General features: G+C 63.1%; 12 protein-coding genes and 1 tRNA gene. 10 read left to right on the top strand and 3 right to left on the bottom strand.

Annotation, left to right across the window (positions count from 1 at the left end; genetic code table 11):
- Positions 1-5: 5 nt before the first annotated feature.
- Together OZ411_RS01880 and OZ411_RS01875 are read left to right on the top strand one after the other, a co-directional pair.
- Positions 6-2,354: an acetamidase/formamidase family protein gene (locus OZ411_RS01880; protein WP_282526597.1), complete on the top strand. Its 2,349-nt coding sequence runs from the start codon at positions 6-8 to the stop codon at positions 2,352-2,354.
- 16 nt (positions 2,355-2,370) lie between these two features.
- Positions 2,371-2,754, top strand: a complete 384-nt coding sequence (locus tag OZ411_RS01875) for a RidA family protein (RefSeq protein WP_282526559.1) — start codon at positions 2,371-2,373, stop codon at positions 2,752-2,754.
- 401 nt (positions 2,755-3,155) lie between these two features.
- Here OZ411_RS01875 and OZ411_RS01870 read toward each other — a convergent pair whose 3' ends face one another.
- From OZ411_RS01870 to OZ411_RS01860, 3 genes are all read right to left on the bottom strand, one after another.
- Positions 3,156-4,037 carry an NAD(P)/FAD-dependent oxidoreductase gene (locus OZ411_RS01870; protein WP_282526558.1) on the bottom strand — a complete coding sequence of 294 codons (882 nt, stop codon included), beginning with the start codon at positions 4,035-4,037 and terminating at the stop codon, positions 3,156-3,158.
- The gene (locus tag OZ411_RS01865) at positions 4,027-4,242 is read right to left on the bottom strand and encodes a hypothetical protein (RefSeq protein WP_282526557.1); all 216 of its coding nucleotides are present in this window, start codon (positions 4,240-4,242) and stop codon (positions 4,027-4,029) included. The genes OZ411_RS01870 and OZ411_RS01865 overlap by 11 nt, the downstream gene beginning before the upstream one ends.
- A 77-nt stretch (positions 4,243-4,319) precedes the next feature.
- The gene (locus OZ411_RS01860) at positions 4,320-4,802 is read right to left on the bottom strand and encodes a hypothetical protein (RefSeq protein WP_282526556.1); all 483 of its coding nucleotides are present in this window, start codon (positions 4,800-4,802) and stop codon (positions 4,320-4,322) included.
- Positions 4,803-4,935: 133 nt separating this feature from the next.
- Between OZ411_RS01860 and OZ411_RS01855 the strand changes: the two genes are divergently transcribed.
- The 8 genes from OZ411_RS01855 (at position 4,936) to OZ411_RS01820 (ending at position 13,535) form a co-directional block, all read left to right on the top strand.
- A complete protein-coding gene (locus OZ411_RS01855; RefSeq protein WP_282526555.1) occupies positions 4,936-5,268 on the top strand; it encodes a metalloregulator ArsR/SmtB family transcription factor in 333 nt (110 codons plus the stop codon).
- The gene (locus OZ411_RS01850; RefSeq protein WP_282526554.1) at positions 5,268-6,194 is read left to right on the top strand and encodes an SRPBCC domain-containing protein; all 927 of its coding nucleotides are present in this window, start codon (positions 5,268-5,270) and stop codon (positions 6,192-6,194) included. The genes OZ411_RS01855 and OZ411_RS01850 overlap by 1 nt, the downstream gene beginning before the upstream one ends.
- Before the next feature lie 187 nt (positions 6,195-6,381).
- A tRNA-Asn gene (locus tag OZ411_RS01845) sits at positions 6,382-6,456 on the top strand.
- Between the two features lie 228 nt (positions 6,457-6,684).
- Positions 6,685-6,864 (top strand): hypothetical protein, encoded by a 180-nt coding sequence (locus OZ411_RS01840; RefSeq protein ID WP_130581694.1) that lies wholly within the window; start codon positions 6,685-6,687, stop codon positions 6,862-6,864.
- Between the two features lie 135 nt (positions 6,865-6,999).
- Positions 7,000-7,665, top strand: a complete 666-nt coding sequence (locus OZ411_RS01835; RefSeq protein WP_130581693.1) for a protein-L-isoaspartate O-methyltransferase — start codon at positions 7,000-7,002, stop codon at positions 7,663-7,665.
- Between the two features lie 322 nt (positions 7,666-7,987).
- Positions 7,988-9,367, top strand: a complete 1,380-nt coding sequence (locus OZ411_RS01830; protein WP_130581692.1) for a TolC family outer membrane protein — start codon at positions 7,988-7,990, stop codon at positions 9,365-9,367.
- Positions 9,368-9,763: 396 nt separating this feature from the next.
- The gene (locus tag OZ411_RS01825; RefSeq protein ID WP_282526553.1) at positions 9,764-10,525 is read left to right on the top strand and encodes a DUF2497 domain-containing protein; all 762 of its coding nucleotides are present in this window, start codon (positions 9,764-9,766) and stop codon (positions 10,523-10,525) included.
- A gap of 133 nt (positions 10,526-10,658) precedes the next feature.
- A complete protein-coding gene (locus OZ411_RS01820) occupies positions 10,659-13,535 on the top strand; it encodes a valine--tRNA ligase (RefSeq protein ID WP_282526552.1) in 2,877 nt (958 codons plus the stop codon).
- Positions 13,536-13,570 lie beyond the last annotated feature (35 nt).

The following is a 13,570-nucleotide window of genomic DNA, read 5'->3' as shown; positions in this document are numbered from 1 at the left end:
AACCGATGAGCTTCCGTCCGTTCACGAGTGAATCCTACGCGCGCGACGACCGCCTGGAGGCCTGGCGGGACGTCCTGGCCGCGGTCGGGCTGCAGCCGGCTTCAGCAAGCGCATTCGACGACGGTCACGCGACGGCCTCGCATCGCAACGCCGTAGGTGTGGCGCTCACGCGGATCGCCGCGGGATCGCAGGGGATCGCGCCGCTGCCGCAATCGGGCGAGGGGTTGCCGATCGTGCTGCTCCCGATCGAGGACGGCGCGATGCTGCGGCAAGGCGGAAGCCATCGTATCGTTCCCGTCGGCCATCTCCTGCTGCTGCCGCGCCAGGGCGACTGGAGCCTGATGTTCCAGCGCGACATGCGGGCGATCATCCTATCAGTTACAGCCGAAGCGCGGCACGGCCGCCTCATCGGCAGGCCGATCGCGTCCGAAGCCCGCGTCGTCGCGCCCGCCGGTTTTGCCGATGTGTTCTCGCGATTGCTGGATGCAACCTCCCGCACCCTGGAAACGCTGAGCGACGTCGAATGGGCCGCTATTGCACAAAGCCTCGTCGATCTCCTGCTGACGCTCGCGCACCAGTCCATCTCTCCCGCGTCAGAGGTCGCCGGTACCGCCACGCAAGCTGCGACCCTGCACCGGATTTGCCAGACCATCGAGCGCAACCTCGACAACCCCGAGCTTGCGCCGTCGCGTGTCGCGCAGGCGGAAGGGATTTCCGAGCGCTACCTGCAAAAGCTGTTCGAGGGCGTCGGCGACAATTTCTCGCACTATGTACGCGAGCGCCGGCTGCAGCGCGCCTGGTCCGATCTGTCGAACCTGGCGGAGGCGCATCGATCGATCTCGGAGATCGCCTATCGCTATGGCTTCAGCGACTCCGCGCATTTCAGCCGCGCGTTCCGTCATCGCTTTGGTCTGCCGCCGCGCGAGTTTCGCCAGCAGGAGGCCGAGCGCGCAGCGCCATCGTCGATCGCCGCGGGTCAGCGCGGCTGGCCGCAGGAGGCGCTTGCGCAATTGCGAACGCATCAGCCATCGAGCGTCGGCAGAAATATCGCGGCTGGCACGCCGACCCCGGCGCAGGAAGGTAAGTGCGAGGGCCGCCCAGCCCACCATCATCTCTCCGTTGACGCGAGCCGCGTGCATTGGGGCTATTTCAGCCGCACGCTTGCACCTCAGGCCGAGATCAATTCCGGCGACACGATCACGATCGAAACCCTGACGCAGCATGCCTCTGACGACCCTGATAGAATGATCGCGGGCGATCCTGGCGCCGAAAGCGTGTTCGGCTGGAGCAAGCAGCGCAAGAATGTCGACCGGCGCGGCGCCGGTCCGATGGACGCCTCGGTGTTCGGGCGTGGCGCGGGCGAGGGCTTCGGCGTGCACATCTGCACCGGGCCGATCGCCGTGAAGGATGCACAGCCCGGCGATGTCCTGGAGGTGCGCATCCTCGATATCGCGCCGCGGCCGAGCGGCAATCCGCACTATGAGGGCAGGGTATTCGGCTCCAGCGTCGCGGCGTGGTGGGGCTATCACTACAACGAGTTCCTGGCCGGCCCCAAGCCGCGCGAAGCCGTGACGATCTACGAGATCTTTCATGACGAGACGCCGCATGCGCGTGCGCTCTATTCCTACCGCTGGGAGCCGCAGACCGATCCATTCGGCGTGGTTCATACGACCTACGATTATCCCGGCATTCCCGTCGCGCCTGGTTCGGTGAGGCGCCGGCACGCCGTGCTAGACGGCATCCGCATTCCGCTACGGCCGCATTTCGGTGTGATTGCGGTCGCGCCGCGCGAGCTCGACTTCGTTGATTCCGTACCGCCGTCCTATTTCGGCGGCAACCTGGACAATTGGCGGCTCGGCAAGGGGGCGACCGTCTATCTGCCGGTCTCGGTGCCAGGCGCGCTGCTCTCGGTCGGCGATCCCCATGCAGCCCAAGGCGACGGAGAGTTGAGCGGAACGGCGATCGAATGCTCGATGACCGGCACGTTCCAGGTGATCCTGCACAAGAAGGGCAATCTGGCCGGCCAACCGTTTGCCGATCTCAGCTATCCCCTGATCGAGACCGCGACCGATTGGGTGTTGACCGGCTTCAGCCATCCGAACTATCTCGCCGAGTTCGGTGCGCAGGGGCAGAGCGAGGTCTATGCGACGTCCTCGCTCGACCTCGCGATGAAGGACGCTTTCCGCAAGATGCGGCGCTTCCTGATGAACATCAAGGGTCTCACCGAGGACGAGGCGATCGCGCTGATGTCGGCGGCGGTCGATTTCGGCGTCACCCAGGTCGTCGATGGCAATTGGGGCGTGCACGCAATCCTGAGCAAGCGGCTGTTCGAGGACGTGGCTACGTCGCCATAACAGAAGGATACCGAGATTGAAGTTTCACATGATCGCCGGCGGGCCAAAACCCGTGGCGCCCTTCAGCCACGCAGTCGAGACCGACGGCTTTGTCTTCGTCACCGGCCAGATGCCGGATACGCCCGCAACCCCCGGCGTATTGCCTGATGGCATCGTCGCGCAGACCAAGGCGGTGATGGAAAATCTGCGCGTTGTGCTCGAGGGTCTCGGTCTCGGCTTCGAGCACATCGCGATGTCGCGCATCTATCTCACGCGCTTCAAGGAAGACTACGCCGCGATGAACGAAACCTATCGCAGCTATTTCCCGCCGAACCGCCTGCCGGCACGCACTTGCGTCGGCGTCACCGGGCTTGCCTATGATGCACTGATCGAGATCGATCTGGTGTGCCGCCGGCCGTGAGTGCCGCCGAGTTCGCGATTGATCGCGCGGCTCGCCACGCTGTCGTCCCCGCGAAAGCCCGTGGTTATGGGTTCCGGGTCCCGGCTACGCCAAGGGGCTTTGCCGCGGTGCGCAAGCCCGGGACGACGTGGGGAAGGTTCTGATTCAAATTTCAAACAGCAGACCTGTAGGATGGGTAGAGCGAAGCGAAACCCATCGCGATGGAGCAAGCGGTGCGAATGATGGGTTTCGCTTCGCTCTACCCATCCTACGTGTGATTCAGCAGCTGACGTGAATCCGCGTTCTCGCGGCGCGATGCGCCCGAGCTTTGCATCTCGCTTCACCCTCTCATTGAGCATTTGATAGAACCGCTGCTGCGGTCGTCGATGCGTGTCTGCGTGGTGGACTGGGATTCTGAGCCCTCAAAAGACCAGTGAACGGTGCACATGCACCCCAGCCATTGCGCCATCGCCAACCGCAAGCGATACCGAATGCGGTACTCGCGCGACGTCTCCGCAGGCAAAGGCGCCGCGCACCGTCGTTTGCTTGCTTTCGTCGGTTCGGATCTGGATGCCGAACGGAGTCGTTTCCAATTCGCAGCCAAGCGTCTCGGCCAATGGCGTAGAGGGCACATTGCGCGTTGCGGTGAACAGGCCGGCGAAAGGCAGGACGCGTCCGTCTTGTAGCCTCACGTCTGCGTGGCCTTCGATCCCTGCGATAGGACCTGCCTCGATCGTGACGCCGCGCGCAGCAAGCTCGGCGCGGGCGTCCGCGTCCGGCTCGAAGGCGCCGTTGAGCAGGAGCGTCACGTCTCCCCATTCCGTAGACAGAACTACGTGATGGAGCACGTCCGGGCTTGTGGCGATCACACCGATCCGTCCCTCATTCAGTTCATATCCGTGACAATAGGGGCAGTGAAAGACGCTACTGCCCCAGCGCTCGGCGAGCCCATCAAGAGGAGGGAGTGCATCGCTGACGCCGGTGGCAAGGATAAGCCTCTTGCCACGATAGAGCTCGCTGTTGGCTGTTGTCACCGCGAAGCCGTCTCCTTGCCGCTTGGCGTCGGTAGCGGTTCCCTCGAGCCATGTGAGCGTCGGATAGGCCATGAGCTGTTCTCGCGCAGTGCGTGCGATCTCGGCTGGATCGACTCCATCCTGACCAAGAAAGCCGTGGGATGCCGAGGCGAACCTGTTGCGCCGGGCGCCTGCGTCAACGACGATCACCTTGCGCCGGGCGCGCAACAATTGAAGGGCCGCGGCCATGCCGGCGTAGCTGCCACCGATGACGATCGCGTCATGAAGCATTTCTGTTCCTTTCCTTGTGGTGCGCCATATGACGTCGCGAGAATTCCGCACTGAGATCGGCGAGGGTGATGCCGCCGAAGCGATCGAGCAGTAGCGCCTCTGCTTCGGCGAAAGCTTCGCCCAAAACGGCGTTCAGCGGTTCGCCGTGCTCGGCCATGTGCAAAAGAGCATGAAGCACGGAGGAGAGGCGGCTGTCTGGCATCATGTAACTTCGTATATTACATGAACTGCCAAGTTTCAAGGCGAGCCTTGAGGCCCGGAGCGATTCTCCTCGAAACTACGTCAAAGCCCCTTCACCAAAATCCGATGGCGCCACTCTATTGATTTGCAGGGACGTCGGCGCGCCGTCGTATCGTGGGAAGATTCCTTCTCCCCACTCGGCGATGGTGGGCCATTCAGCAATGTCTGGCAGGGCCGGATGCATTGCGAGATGCGCGCGAATGGATTCGGGAAGAAAGCGCCAATTTGGCGTGAAGGAAAACAGCAGCGCGTCGCGCCGTGAAAGGCTGCGGTTCGGATGCGTTCCATGGAGCAGACGGTAGTCCACCGCCGCTGCATCGCCACGGCGCACATTGAGCGTGATCTGTCCTTCGTGGGATGGTCGGCCGCCAACTGCTCGGCGGCTGCGCGAGCCGCGCGCTGAACCTGCTTTTCGATCGCTTGCAAGTCAGGTTCTTCAAAGAGCGCCGGGATGGTTGTGAAACCGTCTACAGCAAAATCGCTCGAACCTGACATGCGGGCTCCGTTACGCAGATGAAGTTTCATTACGAGATTCATCCAACCGCCGAAAGCTGACGGATCGGCTCCGGCGATTCGAACACGTGCGCCGATGCGCCCTTGACGAAAGGCGCACACTCCTATAGGAACCGGTCAGTTCCAGAACTATTTGGTTCCAAATATGCCGCCCCAAGACCCGTTGAGCGCCACGTTTGGTGCCCTGGCTGATCCGACCCGCAGAGCAATTCTCGCGCGACTGTTGGAGGGCGAAGCCTCGGTCGCCGAATTGGCCAAGCCATTCTCGCTGACGCCCCGGGCTGTCTCCAAGCATGTCGCCGTGTTGGAGGCGGCGGGCCTGGTGACGAAGGGCCGCGATGCCCAGCGACGTCCGTCGCGGATCGTTGCCAGTCCGCTGATCGAGATCGATTCCTGGCTCGCCAACTATCGCAAGCTCTGGCTGCAGCGCTTCGACAAGCTCGAGACCCATCTGGCAAAGCAAACGGGAGGAGAATGATGGACAGAGGCAAGGTGACCTTGGAGGAGAGGCCGCTGGGCGCCACCATCCAACGCTGGTTTCCAGCCCCGCCCGAGCTCGTCTATCGCAACTGGATTGAAGCCGAACAGATCCGGCATTGGTTTGCGACCGACGGCTACGAGGTCACTGGCTGCGAGATTGATGCACGGCCGGGAGGAAAGTGGCGGGTCGATTTTCGCTCCTCGACCGGGCACGTCTATTTCGAGCACGGTGAATTCCGCGAAATGGTGCCGGGGAGGTCGCTCGTGCTGACCCTGACCCAGGTCGATGGCGCCCACACAGGACCGGAGACGCTGATGACCGTCACCTTCGAGGCTTCACGCGGTGGCACTGACATGACGTTCCGCCAGGTTGGCTACGACAACAGCCTGCGCCGCGACGGCAATGCCGAGGGCTGGCAGGAATGCTTCGACAAGCTCGTCGCCCGCCTGACAAGCTCGAACGTCACCGCCTGGAAGGAGACGCATATAAGCAGGCATGCCGCGGAAGAGCAGGAAGTCCGCGCTCTCTTCGCCGACTGGCTGCGCACTTCATCGGCGCTGGACATCGACGGCGCCATGCGTCCTCTCGATCCCGATATTCATTCCTATGAACATTTGGCGCCACTTCAGTACCGCGGTATCGATGCTATTCGCGAGGTCTGCCGGCAGGGCTTCGACCTGATCAAGGGCGAGTTCGAATGGGACATTCCTGATCTTCAGGTGATCGTGCGCGATGACATTGCCATCGCGTGGGGCCTCAACCGCATGCGCTACCGTTCGGCTTCAGCGCCGGTGGTTGAGAATTGGTCGCGAAGCACGAGAGTGTTTCAGAAGAAGGACGGGCAATGGAAGATGATCCACCAGCATCTTTCCGTCCCCGCCGATCCAAAAACCGGACAGGCCAGATTCGACCTGAAGCCCTGAAATGGCGATTGCCGAGCAACCCTGCCGATGCGATGTGCCGCTGAAATTGTACAGACCGCGCAACGAGCGGCCCGATGGCTCGCGCTGTTATCTTTGCGGACTGTGCGGCGAAGCCCATTTGGTCCTTTGCAAGCCGGGAAGGCTTTGTTATAGGGCTGACCGCAAGCGAAACGCCGGTTTCGCCTATTCCTCGGTAGCTCAGCGGTAGAGCATTCGACTGTTAATCGAATGGTCGCTGGTTCGAATCCAGCCCGGGGAGCCAACATTTCAATTAAATCAAGCTGTTAGCCGAACCTCCTAAGCTCCTGGTTTCGCGTATGCGCGGCCCGGGCAAGGCGGATTCGCATCCGACGTCCCGATTCAAGTCGTCCTGAAGGGCGCGACTCAATCACATCCGCGTGGCGCTTTGCGGGTTTGGTGCGGACAGCCGCCAAATCGACTCATTCACCGTCGATTCTTGGCTAAGCAGGGTTCCTTGCGAGGTGATTCCATGGCCGTCTTCGACACCGAGGTGCCGAAAACAACACCCTCGATCGTCCCGAGCGATATCCCGACCATGAGCGACGACGAATGCCTCCGGCGGCTCGCGCAGATCGTCGAAGAGCACGATTCCGCGCGTCTTGACGAGGCTGCGAGGCTGATCGGCCGGCTTGCCGTCGCGATCGAATAGACGCCGTTCCCCTGCAAGAGCTCGTGCGGCCGGTATGGCCCATCGGGCGTGTTGCGTTTTGATCCTGCTTGTTACAAAAGACGGGCGGTCTCACTCCCGTCGCGGCCGCGCCGCACGACTTGCAGGTTTCAGCCCATGTCCGGTTTCTCGACCGCGCGCCAGAAAATGGTCGATGGCCAGGTGCGCACCAGTGACGTCACCGACGCGCGTATTCTCGATGCGATGCTTGCCGTGCCGCGCGAGGCTTTCGTCCCCGACAGCAAGCGCGCGCTGGCGTATCTCGATCTCGACCTCGATGTCAGCGAGGGCGGGGCGACGAAGCGCTACCTGATCACGCCAGCCGTGATGGCGAAGATGCTGCAGGCGGCTGAGATCAATTCGACTGACCGCGTTCTGGTCGTCGGCTGCGCAACCGGCTACGCGGCTGCCGTGGTTGCACACCTCGCCGGGGAGGTGTTTGCCACCGAAAGCGAGCCGACGCTCGCCGACCAGGCCAAGGCCGCGCTTGCGGGGGCTGGTGCCGCCAACGTGACCGTCCATGCCGCGCCGGCGGCGAAGGGCGATGCCGCGGACGCACCGTTCGACGTCATTTTCCTCAATGGTGCCACCGAGATCGTGCCGCAGGAACTCTTTGAGCAGCTCCGCGAGGGCGGGCGGCTGGTCGGGGTGTTTGCCTTGTCGCAGCCGCAGCGGGCCGCCATCGTGACACATACCCACGGGGATTTCGGGCATCGGCCGCTATTCGATGCCGTGGCGCCGCTCCTGCCGGGCCTGGAGCGCGTGCCGGCTTTCGTGTTCTAAGATGGATCGCCCCGGAGGGAGGAAGGCTTCGAGGCGTTTCGGCGAATACGGATTCACACCAAGGGAAGGATTCCTAGCCGGCTCGAACGGAGAAGTCCGGTTCGTGGCGGCTTGGTGGCGATTCGAAGCGTTAAAATCCCGTTCTGAATCAGAAGTGTGGCCCGTTTGCCCCACGTGAAGAGTTTCCACCGGGTTCCGTTGCGAGGTAGTTCCGTCCAGCCTAGCTGCGGAATAAGGTGAGGCGGGACTCACTTCGATCGAAGCAGCGCCCGGTTCATGGTCTCGAGCCGGGTGGTGAATAGCAATGGATGGATTATTGGGGATGCGTGGGGTGAAGGTTGTCACCGGAGCCGCGGCAGCGGTCCTTTTGTTGGCGTGCATGGGACCGACGCCGGCCCTGGCCGACACGATCGAGGCCGCATTGGTTCGTGCCTATCAGACCAATCCGCAGCTCAATGCGCAGCGCGCCTTCGTGCGCTCCACCGACGAAAACGTGCCGCAGGCTTTGTCGGGCTACCGGCCGAGGGTGTCGATCACGGCGAGCGGCGGTTATCAGTACACTGATGCCGTCTCGGGTGGAGTGGCTGCGCATGGAGCGCAGGCCCCGCGCGCCGTCGGCGCCACGATTTCGCAGACCCTGTTCAATGGATTTCAGACCGGCAACCGAACGCGGGCCGCGGAGAGCCAGGTTTCCGGCTCACGCGAAGCGCTGCGGAATATCGAACAGACCGTGCTGTTCAGCGCCGCGCAGATCTACATGGACTACCTGCGCGACGCGGCGATCGTCGAGGTCCAGCGCAGCAACACGCGGGTGCTCGAGCAGACGCTCAAGCAGACCCGCGACCGATTCAATGTCGGTGAGGTGACGCGTACCGACGTCGCGCAATCGGAGGCTCAGCTCGCCGCCGGACGTACGCAGCAGCTCACGGCCGAATCCCAACTGACCACGACGCGATCGAACTTCCGGCGCATCATCGGCAGCGAACCGACGAATCTCGCGCCGGGCTCACCGGTCGACCGTTTCCTGCCGCCGACCCTCAATGCCGCCATCGAACTCGCGCTGACGCAGAACCCGAACGTGACCGCAGCGATGTTTGGCGTCGACGTCAACTTCCTCAACGTCAAGATCGCCGAAGGCGCGCTGTTTCCGAGCGTGACGCTGCAGGCGAGCGCGCAGCAGGCCTACGATCAGACGCTGGTCATCCAGCGCCAGTTCCAGGCGTCGGCGATAGCGCAGATTGCGGTGCCAATATACCAGGGCGGCGCCGAATATTCGTTGATCCGCCAAAATAAGGAATCGCTGGCCCAGCAACGCCTGGTTCTTGAACAGACGCGCGACCAGGCCCGCGCCAATGTCGTCACGGCATGGGGCCAGTTGCTGGCGGGCAAGGCGCAAGTAACCTCCGCGCAGGCGCAGGTGACGGCATCCGAGATCGCGCTCAACGGCGTGCGCGAGGAAGCCAAGGCCGGGCAGCGCACCACGCTCGACGTGCTGAACCAGCAGCAGGCCCTGGTCAACGCCCGCAACGCTCTCGTGATTGCGCAGCATGACCGTGTGGTCGCCTCCTACAGCGTGCTGCAGGCGGTGGGCCGGCTGCAGCCCCAGGTGCTCAACCTGCCGACCTCGACCTACGATGCGAGCGTGCACTACCAGCAGGTGCGTGATAGCTGGGCTGGGGTTCGAACGCCCGACGGCCGCTGATCGTCGCTCCCACATTGCTCTGAACAGACAATTGGGCCCGCTTGGCTAGCGGGCCCAATGCATTTCTGAGCCCTCGTTTGTCCCACCCGCGGCCGCCGACTCCATATGTCGCGTGGTGGTCATGAAGACGCCGCAAAACTTCGAAGCGCGTTGCTTGCAATCGATTGTTGCCCTGACATACCGTTTCCATAGGCAAGAGAACGATTCGCAACGGCTTTTTGCGTTCATCGCTGCGGATCGGTTGCCGTGAGGGCGAACGCACCGCGTGCAACGCACCGGTAACCGTTGATCTGGGGACAAGTCTGGACTCGAGCGATGAAAAATTCCGGCCGCTTCATCCGGAACCGCCGAATCTCGTGCGGCTTGGTGTAGGATAATTTCGATGTGGAGTCGGAAATGACGCAACCTGCAAAGGTCCAAGAGCCCTCCATGGAGGAGATTCTGGCGTCGATCCGTCGCATCATTGCCGATGATGAGGCCAAGCCTGCTTCCGCGGATAAGCCGGCAAACGACAGGCCGGCAAGTGTTGCGGCGCCGGAGAAACCGGCGGTCGCCGCCGCGCCTGCCCCCAAGCCGGTGGTGAAGGACATTCCGCCGCCGCCGACTCCTGCAGCAGCGAAGCCGGCACCACCAGCGCCAAAACCTGCGCCGGCGCCACCACCAGCCAAAACCAACAGCCAGGACGACATCGACGCCATGCTGGCGAGCCTCGATGAGGCGACGCAGCAGGCCGAAGTCAGGCCGCCGCAACCCGATGGCGACGTATTCGAACTGACTGACGAGATGGCCCTGCCGGATCCAGCACCGACGCCCAAGCCGCCGCCACCGACCTTTCAGAAAGTTGAACCGCAGGACGACATCGAATTCACGGAAGCCACCAAGCCGCCGCCTCCACCGCGGCAGTCAGCCTATGAGCCGGCGACCGAGAGTTCCTCCTATGGTCAGCAGCCAATCCTGTCGCGCACGACCATGAACGCGGTCGAAAGCGCGTTCAATTCGCTGGCCAATACCGTGCTCAGCAACAATGCACGGACGCTGGAGGATTTGGTCAAGGAAATGCTGCGGCCGATGCTGAAATCCTGGCTGGACGACAACCTGCCGGGGCTGGTCGAGCGGATCGTGAAAGCCGAGATCGAGCGGGTTTCGCGCGGGCGCTAGCCGCTCGGGCTGCGAAGCCCCCTCAATTCAGCCATCCCGAATGGGTGTTATGGCGGTTTGGACGCGTCGGTCCGGTTGACTTGGCGCGTTCGGACGGCTTTTTAGCGCTCTCAAACATCCCATTTGTAGTGCCATGATCGAGAAAAACTACCAACCTGCCGATATCGAAAGCCGGATGTCCCGCGTCTGGGAGGAGAGCGGCGCCTTCAAGGCCGGCCGCCCCGAGCGGCGCGACGCCGCGCCGTTCACCATCGTGATCCCGCCGCCGAACGTGACGGGCTCGCTGCACATGGGACATGCGCTGAACAATACGCTGCAGGACATCCTCTGCCGCTTCGAGCGCATGCGCGGACGCGACGTGCTCTGGCAGCCCGGCACCGACCATGCCGGCATCGCCACCCAGATGGTGGTCGAGCGGCAGTTGATGGAACGGCAGGAGCCAAGCCGTCGCGAGATGGGCCGTGCCAAATTCCTCGAGCGGGTCTGGCAATGGAAGGCCGAGAGCGGCGGTACCATCATCAACCAGCTCAAGCGGCTGGGTGCCTCCTGCGACTGGTCGCGCGAGCGCTTCACGATGGACGAGGGCCTGTCGCGCGCGGTCGTGAAGGTGTTCGTCGAACTCCACCGCGAAGGGCTGATCTACAAGGACAAGCGGCTGGTCAATTGGGACCCGAAACTGCTCACCGCGATCTCCGATCTCGAGGTGCAGCAGGTCGAGGTCAAGGGCCACCTTTGGTACCTGCGCTATCCGATCGAGGGCAGGGCGTTCAGCCCTGACGATCCCGCAAGCTTCATCGTGGTCGCGACGACCCGTCCCGAAACCATGCTCGGCGATACCGCGGTGGCCGTGCATCCGGACGACGAGCGCTACAGTGCGCTGGTCGGCAGCCACGTGATCCTGCCGCTGGTCGGCCGCAGGATTCCGATCGTGGCTGACGATTACTCCGATCCAGAGAAGGGCTCCGGCGCAGTAAAGGTCACGCCGGCGCACGACTTCAACGACTTCGAGATCGGCAAGCGCCATGGGCTGCCGCAGATCAGCGTGCTCGACCAGGAGGGCAAGCTCTCGCTTGTCGGCAACGAGGACTATCTGCGCGGCCTGCCTGAGGGTGCGCTGCAGTTCGCTGAAGAGTTCCACGGCGTCGAGCGCTTTGCCGCGCGAAAACAGATCGTGGCGCGGCTGGAGGATTTCGGCTTTCTCGAGAAGATCGAGCCGAACACGCATATGGTGCCGCATGGCGACCGTTCCGGCGTGGTCATCGAGCCGTTCCTCACCGACCAATGGTATGTCGACGCCAAGACGCTGGCGCAACCGGCGGTCGCGGCCGTGCGCGCGGGCGAAACCAGCTTCGTACCGAAGAACTGGGAAAAGACCTATTTCGAATGGATGGAGAACATCCAGCCCTGGTGCATCTCGCGCCAGCTCTGGTGGGGCCATCAGATCCCGGCGTGGTACGGGCCCGACGGCAAGGTCTTCGTCGCCGAGACCGAGGAAGAGGCCGTTGGCAACGCGCTCGGCTATTACGTCGAGCAGGAAGTCATCACGCCGGAGCAGGGCCACGACATGGCGGAGGACCCCGCCAAGCGCGAGGGCTTCATCACCCGCGATGAAGACGTGCTCGACACCTGGTTCTCGTCCGCGCTGTGGCCGTTCTCGACGCTTGGCTGGCCGGACGAGACGCCGGAGCTGCAGCGCTACTATCCGACCGACACGCTGGTCACCGGTTTCGACATCATCTTCTTCTGGGTGGCGCGGATGATGATGATGGGCCTTCACTTCACGAAAGAGGTGCCGTTCTCGACCATCTACATGCACGCCCTTGTCCGCGACGAGAAGGGCGCCAAGATGTCGAAGTCGAAAGGCAACGTCATCGATCCCCTGCATCTCGTCGACGAATACGGCGCAGATGCGCTGCGCTTCACGCTGGCGGCGATGGCGGCGCAGGGACGCGACATCAAGCTGTCGACGCAGCGCGTCGATGGCTATCGCAGCTTCGCCACCAAGCTCTGGAACGCCTGCCGTTTTGCCGAGATGAACGGCGCCGCCCTGACGGCCGGGTTTGATCCGACCAGCGTAAAGGAGACGCTGAATCGCTGGATCATGCATGAGACGACGCTTGCGGCCCGCGAGGTGACTGAAGCGATCGAGGCGTACCGTTTCAATGATGCGGCAGGCGCGGTCTATCGCTTCGTCTGGAACGTGTTCTGCGACTGGTATGTCGAGCTGACCAAACCGCTGTTGATGGGCGAGGACGGGCCTGCGAAGACCGAGACCCGCGCCATGATCGCATGGGTGCGCGACGAGATCCTGAAGCTGCTGCACCCGTTCATGCCGTTCATCACCGAGGAACTCTGGGACGTCACAGCGAAGCGCGACGGTCTTCTGGTGCTGGCGCCATGGCCGCGAAAGCCGCGCGCGCTAACGCCTGAGCAGATCGCCACGCTTTCGCTGGCAGGGCCGACCGACGCGCTCATTCCGCCCGTGATCGGCACGTTCGAGGATGACACCGAGGAGGAGTTCAGCGACCCCGAAGCCGAGGCCGAGATCGGCTGGGTGGTTGATCTCGTCAGTGCGATCCGCTCGGTGCGCGCGGAGATGAACATCCCACCGTCCACGTTGACGCCGCTGGTGCTTGTAGACGTTTCCGATGAGACGAAGGCGCGGGGGCAGCGCTGGAACGATGTCGCCAAACGGCTGGCGCGGCTGGCCGACATCTCCTTTGCCGATGCCGCCCCGGAAGGTGCTGTGCAGCTATTGGTGCGCGGCGAGGTCGCGGCGCTGCCGCTGAAGGGCGTGATCGATCTTGCCGCCGAGCGCGCGCGGCTCGAGAAGGAAATCGCGAAAGCCGACGCCGACATCAAGCGCGTCGACGCCAAGCTTTCCAACGAGAAGTTCGTCGCCAACGCGCCGGAAGAGATCGTCGAGGAAGAAAAGGAAAAGCGCGAGGCGGCGCTGGAGCGGAAGGCAAAGATCCTCGAGGCGCTCGAGCGGCTGAAGAAGGCTTCTTGAGAAGAGGTAGGGTGGGCAAAGCGCAGCGTGCCCAC

It is taken from the genome of Bradyrhizobium sp. Arg237L, from assembly GCF_029990105.1.
Taxonomy (GTDB): Bacteria; Pseudomonadota; Alphaproteobacteria; order Rhizobiales; family Xanthobacteraceae; genus Bradyrhizobium.
The sequence above is the reverse complement of the archived record's forward strand: the minus strand, read 5'-3'. Positions and strand labels throughout refer to the sequence as shown.